The organism is Jeotgalibacillus proteolyticus (genome assembly GCF_050107735.1).
Lineage (GTDB): Bacteria > Bacillota > Bacilli > Bacillales > Jeotgalibacillaceae > Jeotgalibacillus > Jeotgalibacillus proteolyticus_A.
In genome coordinates this window covers 1-18,079 of sequence record NZ_JBNILO010000014.1, presented here as the reverse complement: position 1 = coordinate 18,079, position 18,079 = coordinate 1, and the positions used below count along the sequence as shown (strand labels likewise).

Annotated in this window: 20 protein-coding genes, 1 pseudogene and 1 riboswitch; of the genes and pseudogenes, 4 read left to right on the top strand and 17 right to left on the bottom strand. The window is 43.5% G+C overall.

Going from position 1 to position 18,079, the window contains the following annotated elements; genetic code table 11:
• Nucleotides 1-118: 118 nt before the first annotated feature.
• The 14 genes from ACQCT8_RS17065 to ACQCT8_RS17000 all read right to left on the bottom strand — a co-directional run bounded on the left by ACQCT8_RS17065 (nt 119) and on the right by ACQCT8_RS17000 (nt 14,065).
• On the bottom strand, nt 119-481 hold the full coding sequence (locus ACQCT8_RS17065) for a carboxymuconolactone decarboxylase family protein (RefSeq protein WP_426873133.1): 363 nt from the start codon (nt 479-481) through the stop codon (nt 119-121).
• Nucleotides 482-1,369: 888 nt separating this feature from the next.
• On the bottom strand, nt 1,370-2,221 hold the full coding sequence (locus tag ACQCT8_RS17060) for a MetQ/NlpA family ABC transporter substrate-binding protein (protein WP_426873131.1): 852 nt from the start codon (nt 2,219-2,221) through the stop codon (nt 1,370-1,372).
• 25 nt (nt 2,222-2,246) lie between these two features.
• Complete coding sequence (locus ACQCT8_RS17055) at nt 2,247-2,915, bottom strand: methionine ABC transporter permease (RefSeq protein ID WP_426873129.1); 669 nt, start codon at nt 2,913-2,915, stop codon at nt 2,247-2,249.
• Nucleotides 2,908-3,933, bottom strand: a complete 1,026-nt coding sequence (locus tag ACQCT8_RS17050) for a methionine ABC transporter ATP-binding protein (RefSeq protein ID WP_426873250.1) — start codon at nt 3,931-3,933, stop codon at nt 2,908-2,910. The genes ACQCT8_RS17055 and ACQCT8_RS17050 overlap by 8 nt, the downstream gene beginning before the upstream one ends.
• 127 nt (nt 3,934-4,060) lie before the next feature.
• A riboswitch (SAM riboswitch) is annotated at nt 4,061-4,168 on the bottom strand.
• 187 nt (nt 4,169-4,355) lie between these two features.
• Nucleotides 4,356-4,667, bottom strand: a complete 312-nt coding sequence (locus tag ACQCT8_RS17045; protein ID WP_426873127.1) for a thioredoxin family protein — start codon at nt 4,665-4,667, stop codon at nt 4,356-4,358.
• Entirely contained in the window at nt 4,668-5,030 is a 363-nt protein-coding gene (locus tag ACQCT8_RS17040; protein WP_278240421.1) for a toprim domain-containing protein, read from the bottom strand.
• A 263-nt stretch (nt 5,031-5,293) separates the two neighbouring features.
• Nucleotides 5,294-5,677 (bottom strand): glycine cleavage system protein GcvH, encoded by a 384-nt coding sequence (gene gcvH, locus ACQCT8_RS17035; RefSeq protein WP_426873124.1) that lies wholly within the window; start codon nt 5,675-5,677, stop codon nt 5,294-5,296.
• 89 nt (nt 5,678-5,766) lie between these two features.
• Nucleotides 5,767-6,123: an arsenate reductase family protein gene (locus ACQCT8_RS17030; protein WP_426873122.1), complete on the bottom strand. Its 357-nt coding sequence runs from the start codon at nt 6,121-6,123 to the stop codon at nt 5,767-5,769.
• A gap of 39 nt (nt 6,124-6,162) precedes the next feature.
• On the bottom strand, nt 6,163-6,465 hold the full coding sequence (locus tag ACQCT8_RS17025; RefSeq protein ID WP_426873120.1) for an ArsR/SmtB family transcription factor: 303 nt from the start codon (nt 6,463-6,465) through the stop codon (nt 6,163-6,165).
• A gap of 29 nt (nt 6,466-6,494) precedes the next feature.
• Complete coding sequence (locus ACQCT8_RS17020; protein WP_426873118.1) at nt 6,495-7,265, bottom strand: SDR family NAD(P)-dependent oxidoreductase; 771 nt, start codon at nt 7,263-7,265, stop codon at nt 6,495-6,497.
• A 205-nt stretch (nt 7,266-7,470) separates the two neighbouring features.
• On the bottom strand, nt 7,471-9,255 hold the full coding sequence (locus ACQCT8_RS17015) for an acyl-CoA dehydrogenase family protein (protein ID WP_426873116.1): 1,785 nt from the start codon (nt 9,253-9,255) through the stop codon (nt 7,471-7,473).
• 34 nt (nt 9,256-9,289) lie between these two features.
• Nucleotides 9,290-10,468, bottom strand: a complete 1,179-nt coding sequence (locus ACQCT8_RS17010) for an acetyl-CoA C-acetyltransferase (RefSeq protein ID WP_426873114.1) — start codon at nt 10,466-10,468, stop codon at nt 9,290-9,292.
• A 131-nt stretch (nt 10,469-10,599) separates the two neighbouring features.
• Complete coding sequence (locus ACQCT8_RS17005; protein ID WP_426873112.1) at nt 10,600-13,020, bottom strand: 3-hydroxyacyl-CoA dehydrogenase NAD-binding domain-containing protein; 2,421 nt, start codon at nt 13,018-13,020, stop codon at nt 10,600-10,602.
• A 127-nt stretch (nt 13,021-13,147) separates the two neighbouring features.
• Nucleotides 13,148-14,065, bottom strand: coding sequence for a proline dehydrogenase family protein (locus ACQCT8_RS17000; protein WP_426873110.1), 918 nt, complete (start codon nt 14,063-14,065; stop codon nt 13,148-13,150).
• Nucleotides 14,066-14,251: 186 nt separating this feature from the next.
• Here ACQCT8_RS17000 and ACQCT8_RS16995 point away from each other — a divergent pair, with 186 nt between their 5' ends.
• Entirely contained in the window at nt 14,252-14,473 is a 222-nt protein-coding gene (locus tag ACQCT8_RS16995) for a hypothetical protein (protein ID WP_426873108.1), read from the top strand.
• 15 nt (nt 14,474-14,488) lie between these two features.
• Nucleotides 14,489-14,806 (top strand): spore coat protein, encoded by a 318-nt coding sequence (locus ACQCT8_RS16990; RefSeq protein WP_426873106.1) that lies wholly within the window; start codon nt 14,489-14,491, stop codon nt 14,804-14,806.
• A gap of 229 nt (nt 14,807-15,035) precedes the next feature.
• Here the strand turns inward: ACQCT8_RS16990 and ACQCT8_RS16985 are convergent, their stop codons facing one another.
• The gene (locus ACQCT8_RS16985) at nt 15,036-15,308 is read right to left on the bottom strand and encodes a DUF2573 family protein (RefSeq protein WP_426873104.1); all 273 of its coding nucleotides are present in this window, start codon (nt 15,306-15,308) and stop codon (nt 15,036-15,038) included.
• A gap of 85 nt (nt 15,309-15,393) precedes the next feature.
• Nucleotides 15,394-16,221, bottom strand: a complete 828-nt coding sequence (locus ACQCT8_RS16980; protein WP_278240410.1) for an ABC transporter ATP-binding protein — start codon at nt 16,219-16,221, stop codon at nt 15,394-15,396.
• Nucleotides 16,222-16,515: 294 nt separating this feature from the next.
• Between ACQCT8_RS16980 and ACQCT8_RS16975 the strand changes: the two genes are divergently transcribed.
• Nucleotides 16,516-16,833, top strand: coding sequence for a thioredoxin family protein (locus tag ACQCT8_RS16975; protein WP_426873101.1), 318 nt, complete (start codon nt 16,516-16,518; stop codon nt 16,831-16,833).
• Nucleotides 16,834-16,985: 152 nt separating this feature from the next.
• A complete protein-coding gene (locus ACQCT8_RS16970; protein WP_426873099.1) occupies nt 16,986-17,738 on the top strand; it encodes an HAD family hydrolase in 753 nt (250 codons plus the stop codon).
• A gap of 136 nt (nt 17,739-17,874) precedes the next feature.
• Here the strand turns inward: ACQCT8_RS16970 and ACQCT8_RS16965 are convergent.
• Nucleotides 17,875-18,079 (bottom strand): annotated as a pseudogene (locus ACQCT8_RS16965) (transposase); the annotation flags it as partial.

Here is an 18,079-nt window from a genome sequence, read left to right as displayed (position 1 = left end):
CTCCATATTAATCTTATGGATAATGAATCATTCCTTTTCGGTTTTTTCCGTGGCTTATGTTCATGTACACAGGTTATATACCCAGCAAATAAATGGATAAACCATTTTTCTGGATTTTTTATTGCTTCATCTGTCCTTCTTCATACAAATTCAATGTCCACTCCACTTCTGTAGCTCCCTGCGCCATGACAGCACCTGCCTGAACCGCTGCGCTCACAGCCGATACTTCCCGGATCTGAGAAGGTGAAATACCGTGATCAATACAGCCAGTGACATGATAATGAACACAGTATTCATCCTGTGTCGCAAGACTTACTCCAAGTGCGATCAATTGTTTTTCTTTTTGAGTAAGCTCTCCTTCTTTAAAGCATTCCTCCGTAAAGGAGTGATAGGTTTTCATAATGGCAGGCATTTTACTGCTTAATTCGCCTATTGCTTCTTTAAGTGTAAACACATCTTCATCCTGGATATGATGATCCATATTGCCACCTCTTTTAATTAGAATAAACTTAATATGTGCAGGATTGGGTTGATCATTCGTTCTTTTAATAAATGCCTCATTCGTGTTCATTTAGCAATGGGGACCCGGGCATTTCCGTTTCAGGCGTACGCTTTCCGCGGGGCGGGAGGTGAGTCCCTTTAATGCTTCTGCATTTTCATGGTCTCACCCTTCCCGCTGCTTCCCGCTGGAGTCGACGCCTTCCATTTCAATGCCCCTATTCTCTTTAACTGTGTCATTTAAAAACAGAAGATGAATTAACGCATAAAAAAAGTGCATTTCCCTTTACTTCTGTGATACAAAAGTCAATTGAAAAGCAGGTGGATCCTTTTTTAACAAGAGGATCGGGGCAGTTCCGTTTCAGGCGCACGCTTTCCGCGGGGCGGGAGGTGAGCCCCTTTAATGCTTCCGCATTTTCACGATCTCACCCTTCCCGCTTCATCCCGCTGGAGTCGACACCTTCCACTGCAATGCCCCTATTCTTTTTAACTGGGTCATTTGAAAACAGGAAATGAATTTACGCATACAGGAAGTCATAATCCTTTACTTCTGTAAAACAAGTGTAAATTGAAAAGCAGGTGGATCCTTTTTTAACAAGAGGACCGGGGCAGTTCCGTTTGAGGCACACGCTTTCCGCGGGGCGGGAGGTGAGCCCCTTTAATGCTGCCGCATTTTCTTGGTCTCACCCTTCCCGCTTTATCCCGCTGGAGTCGACACCTTCCACTGCAATGCCCCTTTCTTTCTATCGTAAAGGAGTTATTTGGCAAGCTTAAAGCGCAGTGAACTGTAAAAAGAGCAGCCTGAGAAGTATTTGTCCCAGGCTGCTCTTTATATTTAATTTAAGCTATTTAGTTTAAGCCTATTTTGTTCTTATTCTCCGCTTACTGGAACAACAGAACCTTCCCATTCTTCAAGAATAAAGTCCTGGATTTCTTCAGAAGTTAAAACTTCCACAAGCTTTTGAACTGCTTCATTTTCTTCATCTCCGCTGTTTACTGCAATTACATTAACATATGGAGAATCTTCATCTTCGCGTGCAATGGAATCTTCAATCGGGTTAAGTCCTGCATCAATCGCATAATTAGAGTTGATAAGAACAGCGTCGCCTTCTTCATTTTCATAAAGCTGAACAAGAAGAGATGCTTCTACATCTGCTACAAACTCAAGGTTTTTTGGATTTTCTTGAACGTCTGAGATTTCAGCAACTGTTTTATCTACTTCCGGATCCAATTTGATCAGACCTTCAGCTTCAAGCATCGTTAAAATCCGGCCATGGTCTGCCACTGAGTTGCTCATGATAATTTCAGCACCGTCCGGTAATTCATCAAGTGTATCGTATTTTTTTGAATAGACGCCGATTGGCTCGATATGAATCCCGCCTGCATTCGCTAAATCATAGCCAAGCTCTTCATCTGCATTTTGCGATTCAAGATAAGGTACATGCTGAAAATAATTCGCATGAATTTCGCCTGCATCTAAATCCTGATTCGGAAGAACATAGTCCTGGTAAGTCTCAATCACCAGGTCCACTCCTTCTTCTTCAAGCAGCGGCTGTGCCTGCTCTAAAATTTCAGCGTGAGGTACATTGGATGCTCCGACAATCAGCTCAACCGGCTCGCCATCTTCACTTTCTTCTATCTCACCTGCTGAGTTGTCTGATCCACATGCTGTTAAAGCAAAAATACTCGCTGCTGCAAAAGTTCCTGTTACCCATTTTTTCATTTAAACTCTCTCCCTTTTTTTAAACTTATCTTTTATCCAGTTTCCGTGTGAAGAAATCACCAAGAAATTGAATGATAAATACAATGATCAAAATAATAATAGTGGCTGCAAGTGTCACGTCGTCCCTGCTCCGCTGAAAACCTTCTAAGAAAGCAAGATTCCCGAGGCCGCCAGCCCCAATAACACCTGCCATTGCGGTATATCCAACAAGCGCAATCGCTGTTACTGTGATGCCGGACACAAGAGCCGGAAGCGATTCTCTGATGAGAACTTTACTTATAATAGTAGAAACCTTCGCTCCCATGGACCTTGCTGCTTCAATGACGCCTTTATCAATTTCACGAAGCGCAATTTCAACCATCCTTGCGTAGAATGGAGCAGCTCCGATTATTAAAGCTGGCAATGCTGCATCCGCTCCCCTGATCGTTCCGAGCATAGCGCGGGTGAACGGAATAAGCAGGACAATTAAAATAATGAATGGTATAGACCTGAAAACATTGACGATGATGCTGGTGACCGTATAGACTGCCCGATTTTCCCAAATATTATTCTTAGATGTCAGAAAAAGCAGCAAGCCGAGAAGAAGCCCTGCAATAAATGTAAAAGCGACTGAAATCACGGTCATATAAATGGTTTCGTAGGTTGCCTCCCACATGGTCGGCCATTCTACATTTGGAAACAGCTGTTCAATCATATGAGATCACCTCCACTCCTACTTTTGCGGAATGCAGAAAATCTACCGCTTTCTTTACTTCATTGACTGGACCATTTACGTGTATAAACAACGACCCGTAGGCTCCGTTTTGTGTCTGTGATATTTTCCCCTGAAGAATATTGACCTGCAAATCAAATGAGCGAATAAGATTAGTGATCACAGGCTGCTCTGCAGATTCACCGACAAATGTCAGTTTAATCACCTTGCCATCCTTAAACTCTTTTACCAGCTGTTCGATGGTTTCCTTCGTTTCTTCAGGTTCTGTCACCTGCTGGACGAAGCGCTTCGTGATGGCTTCTTTCGGCTGTTTGAATACGTCAAGAACATCACCTAATTCAACCACACGGCCATCTTCCATCACGGCTACCCGATGGCAGATTTTTCGTATAACATGCATCTCATGAGTGATCAGTACGATGGTCAATCCCATCCGTTTATTGATATCCACCAGTAATTCCAGTATGGCATCGGTAGTCTGGGGATCTAATGCGGAAGTTGCCTCATCGCATAACAGAACTTCCGGTTCGTTTGCAAGTGCGCGGGCAATTCCCACTCTCTGCTTTTGACCGCCGCTTAGCTGAGCAGGATAGGCGTCTCCGCGTCCACTAAGTCCGACCAGCTCGATTAATTCATCGACCCGCTGATCCCTCTCTTTTTTTCCTACACCCGCAATTTCAAGGGGAAACGAAATATTTTCCCGGACTGTTCTGGACCATAATAAATTAAAGTGCTGAAAGATCATGCTGATTTTCTGGCGCGCCTTTCGCAGCTCACCGCCTTTAATATTGGAAACCAGTTTGCCGTTCACATCCACTGTTCCTGACGTTGGGGACTCGAGTCCGTTCAGCATGCGGATCAAGGTGCTTTTCCCTGCTCCACTGTAGCCGATCACACCAAAGATCTCTCCCTCTTTAATAGTAAGATTTACATCATTCACAGCCGTTAACGACCCGCTTTTTGTTTTAAACAGCTTCTTTACATTTGAGATGGTAATCACGCCATCACCTTCTTTCTTTTCTTTAATCACTTTCATCTTGCAGTGTGCCCATTTTAGTAGGTCAGGATAAAACAAAAGCGCCTTTCTGCAAATAGGAGCAGAAAGGCGCAAAAATATATTGTCCCTTCTCTCATATCCCAGGTTTAACCTGTGTGAATTGGCACCTTTCCAGTCAAGAATGACTGCTGGTTGCCGGGTTTCATCGGGCACATCCCTCCACCGCTCTATATAAGAGTATTCGTGTTATTCAGTTCGCTGCACCTGATGTCGAATCATGGCGCTTTCAGTACGAGAATCATATTATCACGATTTCAAAATAAGTGTCAACAAAAAGATTTCTTTAATAGCACACTCACTTTCAGTCAAATAAAAAAGAGTGAAAATCGTTTATGGCGCGACATCAAAATAAAAAGCCACCCGGTTTACAGATGGCTTTGCAATCGCTCAAATAGATTTGGCACCGATTCGAATTTGTAAAGCTTTTCTTCAAACTCACCGTTTTTCCAAATAAGCAGGCACGGGACACTTTCAATTTGATACGTTTCAGCAAGTGATTCTACATAATTCAAATCCGCTTTTCCAATGCTGTAGCCCGGAAGCGTTGAAGCGGTAATTTCAAGCATGCGCCCTGCAAGCTTGCAGGTTCCGCACATGGGAGTATAAAGATAAAGAGCAGTGTGGGCATTGCGGTCAAGCTCGGCCTTCAGCTGCTCAAAATTCCATTCCTGTATCATTTATATATTCATCCTTTTTTCCAAATACTCAGTATTAATATCAATATTTGCACTCAGCAGCAGAGAAGCTAAAAAATTCGATGGCGTAGTAGCCACTTCTCTGTAAGCACGGTCAATATAAAGATGTTCCGCATCGGGGAATTCACGTTTAAACTGTTTTCGGAGTTTTTCACCCGCTTCATCTGCGTCCACTAAAATATACACATCCCGATTTGTAAGCTGGTCAATTAATTCATCCATTCTTGAAAAACTGATGGTGCCGTTCGTGCAAATAATGTCTACCGGTTCACGAATAATCGGCAGCACCTTTCTTTTATCAGACGTACCTTCGACAATGATGACCTTCTCATACCCATCATCCATCCTGCCTCACACCCTATCATCCATAATGGCCAGTTCACAACACAATGAATTGATTAAAGTAGTATATGATACTTCTTTTATTTTCGCTTGTTTCTTTGTGAAATGCAAACACCAGCAATTGAAAAAAGGCGTCTGACCATGCGCTTTTCATTCCTGTTAAAGCCGATGTAGACGGTTTAATGGCACAGCAGTTTAAAGGTAAAAAGGATAAATAAAGCCGCTGTCCGTTAACGTGCACGTCCAGCGGCCTGACTATGTATTGCTCAGTCTTCATTCGTCATTTCATCGTATTTTTCAGCAGTCATCAGCTCATCTACTTCACTTGGGTTGTCCAGTTCCACAACCACCATCCAGGCTTTTTCAAATGGAGATTCGTTGACAAATTCAGGGCTGTCGCTTAATTCTTCGTTGACTTCTACAACCTTGCCGCTGACTGGTGCATAAAGCTCGGAAACGGTTTTAACCGATTCAACACTGCCAAAAGGCTCGTCAGATTTCAGCACGTCGCCTACTTCAGGAAGCTCAACAAATACAATATCGCCAAGTTCAGACTGTGCAAAAGAAGTGATGCCAATGCGTGCTTTGTTGTCCTCTACTTTTACCCACTCATGTTCTTCTGAATAACGTAATTCTTTTGGTGAACTCATATTATTCCCTCCACTTTCAATCTGCGTTCTTTACAGTTTAATTTTTGCATATTCAACGCCTTAACACAAGAAATGTTTATCCCGGATTGTTACTTCCAGTATTGCTCAAATTCAGCTTCTTTGAAGCCAACCGTTACATGCTGACCATCTGTTGTAAGCGGACGTTTAATCAGCATGCCGTCTGATGCGAGGAGCTCAAGTTTTTCATCGTCGCTCATGTCGCCAAGACGATCTTTAAGTCCCAGCTCCCTGTACTTCATGCCGCTTGTATTAAAAAACTTTTTAAGATCCAATCCACTTTTATTGTAAAGCTCTTTCAGTTCTTCTTTGGAAGGAGGGGCCTCGATCAAATGAACTTCCTCAAATGAAGTTCCAGATTCTTCAAGCCATTTTTTAGCTTTTCTGCATGTTCCGCATTTTGGATACGAATAAAAAGTAATGGACAATACATTCACCTCATCTTTTATTTTAATCACTGGAGAAAACTAATAGCATCTGTCCTCCACAGTAATGATTAATTGCTTCAACTGATCTATTGCGTCTTCAAAAGCCAATGAATAATAACGCTGCGTCCCTTGCTGCTCCATCTTCAGTATCCCTTGTTCCCGCAGTATTTTCAAATGGTGTGAAACGGCAGGACGAGATAATGTAAGCTCAGATGTAATTTCATTTACTGTTAACGTATCATTTTTCGTCAGCAGCAGGATGATGTCCTGACGGCAGGTATCACTCAATGCTTGAAATAAAGGAATACATGCACGCAGTTTCTCCAGGGCCTGTTCTCCCATGGCACCTCACCTCAATTCTTCTGACCTTATTATACTCTTTCCTGTGTTTTCCTTACAATCGCAGCAGCGGTTTTACTTGAAACCATAGAACCAAAACGTGTTTGAATACGGTTCATCGCACCAGGAATAATTTCTTCCTTACCCTTATGAAACTGTTCAAACGCTTCATTTGCCACTTCTTCTGCAGACATAATCTTCTTTTGAAACAGCTTGGATTCGTCCAGCTCAGCAGCATCCTTAAAGCCTGTGCTTGTGGCTCCGGGGCAAAGAACCGACACTTGAACGCCCAGATCTTTCCATTCATTGGATAAAGCGAGGCTAAAGGATTTCACATAGGCTTTTGAAGCGTAATAAACAGCCATTAGTGGTCCGGGAAAATAGGCCGCAACCGAAGCTACATTTAAAATCCTGCCTTTTCCGCTTTGAATCATGTCTTTACCGAACAGTTTTGTAAGCGCCGTTAAAGAAGTAATATTCAGTTGGATCATTGCTTCTTCCTTCGCCAGCTCTGTTATATGAAATTCACCGAACAGACCCACCCCTGCATTATTTATCAACGTATGAATTTTTAAGCCGTTATCGCTAATTTGCTTATAAAGCTTCTGAGCAGACCCCTCAAGGGATAGATCGCTCTCAAACACCGCAATTTGGACTCCATATTTTTGAGAAAGTTCAGCTTTTTGTTGATGTAAACGCTCGATGCTTCTTGCAGCGAGTACAAGATCTTCTCCTGCCTCGGCATATTTGATTGCGAGAGATTCTCCGATTCCACTTGACGCTCCTGTAATGAGTACAGTCATGATTCCATTCCTCTTTTCCATTGTTTTTAGTCAGTTTAATAATTTTCAGTTTAAATGTTTAAACGTTTGAACATATAGTACAGCAATCGACTTTGATCTGTCAATTTACATGCTTTTTATCAAATGATTTTTACTTATTATTAAGATGAAAAAACCCTGCAAAATCCGTTAGATGCGGATCTTTACAGGGTGTTTGAACGATTAATTATACTACAAATTTTTCAACATCAATCAGTTTTGCTGCTGCTTCACGCTTCACCGGAATTAAATTCACTGGTGTGTAGCGTGTAAACTTGCGAAGAGCTGACAGCATCATGCGCAGTGTGTCTCCGCTCTCAACTGCAATAACGGTTTCTTTGGCATGCCCTTCAATTTCATTGAACGCTTCCTGACAGAAAATCTGAGTGTAAAGGATTTTTTGCTTATTTTTTTCAAGCCCGGTTTTTTCAACGGCTTTTTGCGTACGCAGTAATGCAGATTCCATCGCATAGGCGAGAGACACGATATCCGCAATATTTACAAGGACTTCCTGCTCTGCTTCGAGCGCCTTGCCATATTTTTGTGCTGCCAGTCCGGCAGCCAGCAGACCGATCTTTTTCGCATTTTTCACAAGATAAACTTCTTGCGCTAACGGCTCATCACTGATTTCTTCCGGCATCATCGTCATCAATTCTTCCTGAAGGGCCTGCGCTTTTTGGAAAAGAGGCAGCTCGCCTTTCATCGCTTTTCGCAAATACGTGCCTGGAACAAGAAGACGGTTGATTTCGTTCGTGCCTTCGAATATCCGGTTAATGCGTGAATCACGATAAATGCGCTCAACTTCGTACTCCTGCATGAAACCGTAACCACCATGCAGTTGAACCGCTTCATCCGCGATGTAATCGAGTGTTTCTGTTCCAAACACTTTATTTAACGAACATTCAATCGCATATTCAGCGATTGATTTAGCTACTTCCGTGCCGTTTTTAATCTCTTCATCAGAGAGCTGGCTCATGCGGTCTTCAAATAGTCCAACAGTCCGGTAGACTGAGCTTTCAGTTGCATATAGTTTTGCACCCATCGTCGCCAATTTTTCTTTTGTTAAGTTAAATGATGAAATAGGCGTTTTAAATTGCTGGCGCTCGTTGGTATATTTAACTGCCAGCTCAAGTGCGCGTTTTGAAGCGCCAACTGTACCAACTCCCAGCTTGTAGCGGCCGATATTCAGGATATTAAACGCAATGACATGCCCTTTTCCAGCATCCCCAAGAAGGTTTTCAACCGGCACCTCTGCATCAGATAAAATCAATGTGCGCGTTGAAGAGCTTTTGATCCCCATTTTCTTTTCTTCTGCTCCAACTGAAACGCCAGGGAAATCTCGTTCTATGATAAAGGTGGAAAAATGCTCTCCGTCTATTTTAGCGTAGACGACAAACACATCAGCAAAGCCTGCATTGGTAATCCATTGTTTCTCACCATTCAGGACATAATGGGTACCTGCCTCATTAAGCTTTGCCACCGTTTTTGCACCAAGTGCATCTGACCCGGAACCAGGCTCTGTCAGAGCATAGGCAGCAATTTTTTCTCCAGTGGCAAGTGCCGGAAGATACTTCTGCTTCTGGTCTTCATTTCCGAAAAGAACGATTGGAAGTGAACCGATACCTACATGTGCACCGTGCGTAATTGAAAAGCCTCCTGCCCGTGACATTCTTTCAGCAATCAATGCAGAGCTTACTTTATCAAGTCCCAGCCCGCCGTATTCCTCCGGCACATCTGCTCCTAACAGACCAAGATCTCCTGCTGACTTCAAAAGTTTAACAGAGCGGTCAAACTCATGATTTTCAATATGCTCCACCTGCGGCACCACTTCGTTCAGCACATAATCCTCTGTCGTTTTGGCAATCATCTTCTGTTCATCTGTGTAGTCCTCAGGTGTAAACATGCGGATTGCCTCTATATCCTCAATTAAAAAACTACCGCCTTTAATAACGGATGTTGTTTCGTTTGTCATCACTGGTTCCTCCCTTTTCCCTTTTCGTTCGTCTTTATTGAATCATTTCAAATACGCCTGCTGCTCCCATTCCTCCGCCGATGCACATTGTCACCACACCAAATTGCTGATTTCTGCGCTTTAATTCATGCAGAAGGGATAATGTCAGCTTTGCTCCTGTACAGCCGAGCGGGTGCCCGAGAGCAATTCCTCCGCCGTTAACGTTTACGATTTCCTCATTTAAACCGAGCTGTCTGATCACCTGAATGGCTTGTGAAGCAAAGGCTTCATTTAATTCGAACAGGTCTATGTCTGATAGTGACAGGCCTGCAAGCTTAAGCGCTTTAGGAACAGCTTCTACAGGACCGATTCCCATAATTTCAGGCGGAACTCCTCCGACAGCAAAGGACCTGAACTTCGCGATGGGCTTTAAGCCTAAGGATTCTGCTTTTTCACGATCCATCACCATCACAGCTGCTGCCCCGTCACTTGTCTGGGATGCATTTCCTGCTGTTACAGTTCCGGTGCGGGAAAATGCGGGACGCAATTTGCTCAGAGATTCTACGGTCGAATCAGGCCGCACGCCTTCATCCTGGGAAAATGAAAATGTTCTTTCGTTGAGCTGATGTTTTCCATCAACATTTCGCAATGTCACATCAACCGGCACAATCTCATCCTTATACTTGCCTTCTGCCAACGCTTTTGCAGCTTTCTGGTGGCTCCATACAGCGAAGGCGTCCTGCTCCTCACGGGTGATCCCGTATTTTTTGGCAACCTCTTCAGCTGTATGCCCCATGCTCATATAATATTCGGGCATTTCTTCTGCAAGACGGATATTCGGCCGCACGGTGTGTCCCATCATCGGTACAAGACTCATAGATTCAGCGCCGCCTGCGATGACTGTATCTGAATGGCCCAGCATAATTCTTTCCGCCCCGTAAGCAATGGTCTGAAGTCCGGATGAGCAATATCGATTGACCGTAATCGCAGGTACAGTGTGGGAAAGACCCGCCAATGCCCCAATATTTCTTGCCATGTTCATCCCTTGTTCAGCTTCAGGCATCGCACAGCCGATGATCAGATCATCAATATTCCCATCATAATTTCCTGCCCGCTTAAGCGTTTCTCTTACCGCGAGTGCACCTAAATCGTCCGGACGCACAGTAGCTAAAGATCCTTTTTTCGCTTTACCAACTGGTGTTCTTGCACCAGCTACAATTACTGCTTCACGCATTGTGCTCCCCCTTTACATTTAACTCTGTTCCTCCTGCTGTTGAAAAAATGGATCATTTGCTGCCTTAAGTCAACAGGCACCGATAATTAATCTTCTTCAACAGCGGACTGGCGTCAGAGAGAATATAGATATCAGTTGCGCAGAGGCTTGCCTTTAACAAGCATATGCTGCATTCTCATTTGAGACTTCGGCTCCTGAACCAAACTTAGAAAAGCTTCCCGTTCAAGCTTAAGCAAATACTCTTCGTCGACTTCCGTTCCAAAAGGCACTTTCCCTCCAGCAATCACGTAAGCAAGCTTTCTCGCAATCTTCAAATCATGCTCGGAAATAAAGCCGGAATGGTACATCGTTTGAGCACCGAGCAGCAGCGTGGCATACCCGGTTTCCCCGACTACAGGCACTTTCCGTTTGATCGGAGCAGCATAATTTTGCGCCAAATGAAGAACTGCCTGTTTTGCGTCATAAAGCAGATGGTCTCCGTTTGAGCTGATTGCATCGGCTGACGTCAGAAAATGATTGTCTCTTGCTTCAGCGCCGGATGTGGATACCTTGGCCATTGCGATCATTTCAAATACAGTATTGGCTACCTTCTGGAGATCAAACTCAACCCCTTTAGGCAGACTGTTAAGATAGTTTAAGTAAAGCTCCTTGTTTCCTCCGCCTCCTGGAATGAGTCCGACACCGACTTCTACCAGTCCCATATACGTTTCCGGAGAGGCCTGAATATGGTCAGCCGGGAGACAAACCTCTGCCCCTCCGCCAAGCGTCATGCCAAATGGGGCTGCAACCACCGGGAATGGGCTATATTTTAACCGCATCATTGCCTGCTGGAATTGTTTCACGACCATTTCGATTTCAAATACGTTATCGTCCTGAGCCTCCATTAAAATCATTCCGAGGTTTGCGCCTACGCAGAAATTTTTGCCCTGATTCCCAATCACCAGACCTTTATAATTCTTTGAAACTTCATCTACTGCAAAATTAATCATTTGAATAATGTCCATCCCGATTGCATTGCTTGGCGAATGGAATTCAAGCAGCGCTGCACCATCACCAAGATCGATCAAGCTGGCTCCGGTATTTTTCTTAATTACACCATTTTTCTTTTTCCAGCGTTTCAGATTGATTGCTTTTTCATTCTCTTCCACAAGCTTGTAACTGCCATTATGGTAGTAGAACAAATCGCCTTCTTCTTTATAAAAAGCAGTGTGACCCTGGGCAAGCATTTCTTCTATCCACTCAGGAACCGCATGGCCCTCTTCTTTCATACGGGAGACAGACCGTTCGATGCCGATCGCATCCCATGTTTCAAACGGACCTTTTTCCCAGCCGAATCCCCATTTCATTGCACGGTCGATAGAGACGATATCATCTGCAATTTCACCGTGAAGCCTGGCTGAATAGAGAAGCACAGGGGATAAGATGGACCACAGCAGTTCTCCTGCACGGTCTTGTGCATATACAAGCGCTTTCATTTTATTGTTTAATCCTTTTTCCTGCTTCGCAATCTCTAGTGATGGCGCCCGCAGCTTGCCGCGTTCCTGATATTCCATAGAGGATGGGTTCAGTTCGAGGATCGTTTTGCCTTCTTTTCGGAAAAAGCCCTGGCCTGATTTGCTTCCGAGCCAGCCTTTATCACGCATTTGCAGCATAAAGTCCGGAACATCAAACACGTTCTTTTCTTCACCCTCCACCTGATCATACACATTTTTTGCTACATGAATAAAAGTATCCAGTCCGACAACATCTAGAGTTCGGAAGGTTGCACTTTTTGGACGACCGATCAGAGGTCCGGTAACAGAGTCCACTTCACCCACTGAGTAGCTGCCCTTCAGCATTTCCTGCACAGTGACAAGAAGACCGTACGTTCCGATCCGGTTAGCGATAAAGTTTGGCGTATCCTTTGCCAGTACGACGCCTTTTCCCAGTGTATCTTCCCCGAATTCCTTCATGAAATTGACAATCTTCTCATCGGTATGGGATGTCGGAATTACCTCCAGGAGCTTCAAGTAGCGGGGAGGGTTGAAAAAATGAGTTCCAAGAAAATTCTTTTTAAACTCTTCAGAGCGCCCTTCCACCATGGCTTCAATTGAAATTCCGGATGTATTGGAGCTGACAATGCTGCCCTCTTTTCTGTACTGCTCGACTTGCTCAAAAACCTTCTTTTTCACATCCAGGTTTTCAACTACCACTTCTATAATCCAGTCAGCCTCATTTAATCGGGAAAGATCGTCCTCCAGATTTCCCGATTCAATCAGGGCTGCATTTTCTTTTGTTGATAGGGGTGCCGGTTTTTGCTTAAACAGTTTTTGAATTGCTGATGCACTGAGACGGTTGCGCACCGCTTTATCTTCTAATGAGAGCCCCTTTGCCTTCTCCTGCTCTGACAGCTCCTTTGGAACAATATCGAGCAAAATTGAGGGAATTCCAATATTCGCTAAGTGAGCTGCAATTCCCGATCCCATGACGCCGGAACCAATGACTGCCGCTTTCTGAATTTGTCTGACCAAATCAGTTTCCTCCTTTTGAAGACTTTTTGAATGAATCCTCATTCATTTTTTGGATAAAAAAAAGATGAAATTGTTTACTCTTCTATGATAATAGATTTACCAGCATTTCGCAATAAGAGAACTTGAAATTTTCAAAAAATTATCGGCTGATCAAATCAGCCGACTTCTTTTATTTATTAAATATCCCTCGGGCCACAAAAGCTACATTCGCCGGCCGTTCTGCCAGCCGCCTCATAAAGTAGCCGTACCAGTCTGTACCAAACGGCATGTACACACGCATTTTAAAGCCCTCGTTGTGAAGGTCTCTCTGACGGTCCTCACAAATTCCATACAGCATTTGAAATTCAAACTGTTCATGCGGAATTTGATGTTCCTTCACCAGATTTTTTGTATAGTCAATGATTTGGTCGTCATGAGTCGCAATTGCGGTGTAATTTCCGTTAAGCAAATGCGCTTTAATGATTTTCTTAAAGTTGTCATCTACATCTTTCTTTTCCGGAAATGCTACTTCAGGAGATTCCTTGTAAGCTCCCTTTACAAGGCGTAAATTTGGGGAGAAACTGTTTAAATCGGCAATATCCCCTTCAGTACGGTATAAGTAAGCTTGAATTACTGTCCCAATATTTTCGTACTCGCCCTTCAGCTGCTTAAATAAATTCAATGTTTTTTGACAGCGCTCGTAATCCTCCATGTCAATCGTTACAAACACATTGTTTTCAACAGCTGCATCCATAATTCTCCGCATATTTTCGAGGGCTACTTCTTCAGATAAATCAAGTCCCATTGAAGTCAGCTTTAAGGAAAGCTGTGAATCCAGCTTGTGAGCACCAATTGCCTGAACGGCTTCTATGCATAGCTCTGTCATTTCGCCTGCTTCTTTTTCATTGTCCACGAATTCCCCGAGACAATCCAGCGTGACGCAAAGCCCTTCTTTATTAAGTGTTTGAATGGATTCCACCGCTTGTTCCACCGTTTCTCCGGCGACAAATCTTGCGGCGCCAAAACGAAGGCCGTATTGCTTTGCAACCTTGGTCATTGGCCTGTTCTTTGACAGGAACAAAAAGAAATCGCGCATCACTCGTTCCATGATAGACAAACCTCCTGATAGCAAAAATCATCCTGCAAGCGCTCTCTGTATTCAGAAAATAAGAAATCGTTACACGAATCATTCTTATTCTATCATTACTAATAAGATTTGAATATAACATCGTGCGTATAAATTCACATATATAGGAGAACGTAAGAGAGATCACTAAAGGAGGTTTTTATATTTATGCAAAATCAGTCTCTTTCTACTAAAGACGCATTGTACGTGGAAGACCTTTTAGCTTGGAATCTGCTGGCGGCTAAGAAAACACATTATGCAGCATCCCAGTGCCAGACACCGCAAGTAAAAGCGGAGCTCGAGGCTGCCTGCCAAATGCATTCAAAGCATTTTCAAACCATTACGAATTTCTTAACATCCAACACGCAGGCCTCTGGCCAAGTGCAATAAGGGAGGACTTTATTTATGCAGCAAACAACTACGCAAACAGGCGGAGGCATGCAAACGCCAGCCAATATGACTGAGCAGGATTGGGCGACGGATGTTCTTATTTTAGAAAAGCATTTAAGTGTTGCCTATAGTACAGCTTTGAATGAAGCAAGCACGCAGCCTTTGTTTGATCTGATCTCAACCATTTGCCGTGAAACTCAAGCCCAGCAGCATAAGTTGTATGACATGATGAAGCAGCAGGGCTGGTATAACCCTACACCGGAGACGCCGCAAGCGCTTCAAAAAACTGCTCAAATAGCTTCAGCCGATCTGACCAAGCTGCCCGTCCATTAATGAGTAAGTAAGCCTTTTAAAAAGAGCTTGGGACAAAAGTGGCCCAAGCTCTTTAACCGGTCGCTGCGCTTCAGGCGCACGCTTTCCGCAGGGACGGCACTGAGCCATCCAGGGCCTTGCCCTGTATAGTCTCAGCTTGCCGTCAAATCCTGCTGGAGTCACCACCTTCCGCTCTACTCACCTATTACTAAGAATTTATGCCATTTCAGTAAAATTCCAGCTGAAATTCTCAGCTATTTTCTTCATTAGACTCAGCTTCTTTTGCTTTCAGCTCTTTATTTTTCTTTTGAATGTCCAACACTACTTTTTTCATTTCCTCTTTTCCTTCAGGATAAAGGGAATTCCAGTGCTTGGCGAGCGCAGGCATTTGCTTTGCAATATGGTTGTACATAATCCACTGCTGTACTTTTTCAACCGATTCCTTTGAATTTTCTCCAGTTAGCAGCTCAGTATATTTGTCGATCATCGCTTGCAGCTGCTCACTTAATTCCTTTGTTTCCACGGTCATCTCCCCTTCATTTCTCATTTATTTTTACAAATAAATTAAAAATAAAAACCGTCCATGAAGAGACGGTTTGTGTTTATACTTACTGGCCCACGGCTTCAACAGCAGCCACTTTTGCCTGCTGGACAATGCAGCGTCCTTTGCCGTGAGGAATGCACAGCGGTGTTCCAAACAATGGATCAGTTGTCACCTGGCAATGCATTTGAAAAACATGCTTAACCATATCACAGCTGATGACTTCCTCCGGTTTTCCCTGTTTGAAGACAGTCCGGTCTTTTACAGCAATTAGATTGTGTGCATAGCGACAGGCAAGATTCAAATCATGCAGCACCATGACGATCGTACGGTTTTCATTTTCATTTAATTCAAACAGCAAATCCAGAATTTCAATTTGATGGGTCATATCTAAATAAGTAGTCGGTTCATCAAGCAGAATAATATCTGTATCCTGGGCAAGCGTCATCGCAATCCATGCACGCTGGCGCTGTCCTCCCGATAGTTCATCGACAAACCGGTCCTGAAATTCTTCCATACGAGTTGCTTGAAGTGCACGCTGAACGCTGTCTTCGTCATCTTTGGACCATTGCTGAAGAAAGCCCTGATATGGATATCTTCCTTGTTTAACAAGCTGCAATACGGTTAGACCTTCTGGTGCTGTCGGGGATTGAGGCAAAATGGCCATCTCCTGTGCAACCTTGCGGGTTGAGTAACGGTTAATTTCTTTGCCGTTTAACATAACCTCTCCGTTTTGCGGCTTCAGCAATCGAGCCATTGAACGAAGCAATGTGGATTTCCCGCATCCATTTCCGCCGATTAAAACAGAAATTTCACCCTTGGGAATCGTTAAATCTAACTCTTCTATAATAATGGAATCTCCATATCCTAACGTTAACGTTTGAGTCTTAAGCATACTCTGATATCTCCTTTGTCTCTCCTGTAAGTGCACATGACTCCTTCAGGAAGTTCCTTCGCAAATCGGACGACTGTATACGTTTCTCTTTTTAGTCTAGAGTACAAACGACAATTCGTCAATGACTTTGAGAATCATTATCACCAAATTATTTGCAGTTGTCACAATTTTTATGCGGTTTAATTTTCTTTAGTCATCGTATGAACAGACTGTTTTAAATATTTCACCCGCCAAAACCTGTGTTTTGATCTTTTGAGAAAAACATATTATGATCGATGGTATGGAGGGATGAATATGCAAGGAATTAAAAATACCGATACGTTTAAAAAAGTCATCGCAGGCAGCGAGCCTGTCATTGTTAAATTTACAGCAGACTGGTGTCCGGACTGCAGAAGAATGGATATGTTTATTGATGATATCGTGGAAGAATACAATCAATATTCATGGTACACATTAAACAAAGATGAGCTCCCTGAAATCGCAGAATCACACGATGTCATGGGTATCCCAAGCCTTCTGATCTTCCAGAATGGCGAAAAAACGGCTCACCTGCATTCAGCAAATGCCAAATCACCCGAGCAAGTAACAAGCTTTTTGCAGGAACAAAAATAACGGCCATTGCGCCGTTATTTTTTTATTCTTTTTTACGTTAAAGGACCAAAGGGGCCAGGCCCCTTTGGTCCTTTAACGCAACATAATAATAGAAAACCTGTCGATTTGAGTCCATAATAGGGGTATCTTGTTCAGATGGGAGTGGTTCTGAGATGAAGGAAAGGTCAATTAAGGTTAATGGGGAAGTAGTTTCTTCTTCTGTTGTTGCATTTGATAAAGATGGGACGCTGTTTCAGGCAGAGCCATTTTGGCTGGCTTTAAATAAGGAAAGAAAAAAACGTTTTATAGATATAGCAGGATCTGAGCACGCGGGGGCGTGGGACCGGATGATGGGAGTTAATGGAGATACTGTCGATCATCAGGGTCTCCTCGCGATCGCTGGAGAGCAGGAAGAACGCATTGCAATTACAGCGCTTCTTTATCAGCTGACAAAAAACCCATGGATTACGTCTATGGCACTTGCTGTCAGATTGATGGAAGAAAGCAATAAGGCGCTGGATATTTCAGCCTGTTTTATTCCTACACCGGGTGCTGTGGAGCTGCTAAACGATTTAAAGCATGCAGGCTATGTAGTGGGGATCGTAACATCTGATCTGCAAGACCGTACGAACGAGTGTCTGAAACTTCTCGGCTTTGACCGGAAAATCGATTTTGTAGTAACGCCTGCTGACGTTCAGCATGGAAAGCCTTCTCCGGATATGCTTGAAAAGGTATGCCGAAACTTCACAATCCCTCCTTCTGAACTGCTTATGATCGGGGACAGTGTTGTGGATTCCATGATGGCACGATCTGCCGGGTGTAAAAGTGTCTCGGTTCATGAGCAGGAAAGTTTACGGGAAACGCTTGCTGCCACATCAGATCATCTTGTTTCCTCTTTATCTCATATTCAGGTGGAGTGGAAGTAATCATTTTTCACCGCACAAACACGTTATTACAACGAGGCTGGGACATAACTAGCTAAAATTCATAACTCAAAAGGCACCGCACATCATTTTTGATGTGCGATGCCTTTTTCTTCTGTTTTTTTGTTTTGCTGCTAGGTCATTTTGCGCTTATGGCGGCGAATTTTCTTAAATTCACCGCCATAAGCGCAAACCCCAACTCGTTTTTCACCCGATCTTCCACGGACAGATAATCGGGTGAAACCTAAATTAGCCTTCAGAAATCCAAAAACTGGTTCTACGTCAATCTTCCGTCTTCCGTAGATTTTCCCTGTTTTTTCTTCTGAAAGCAATGTTCTGATTTG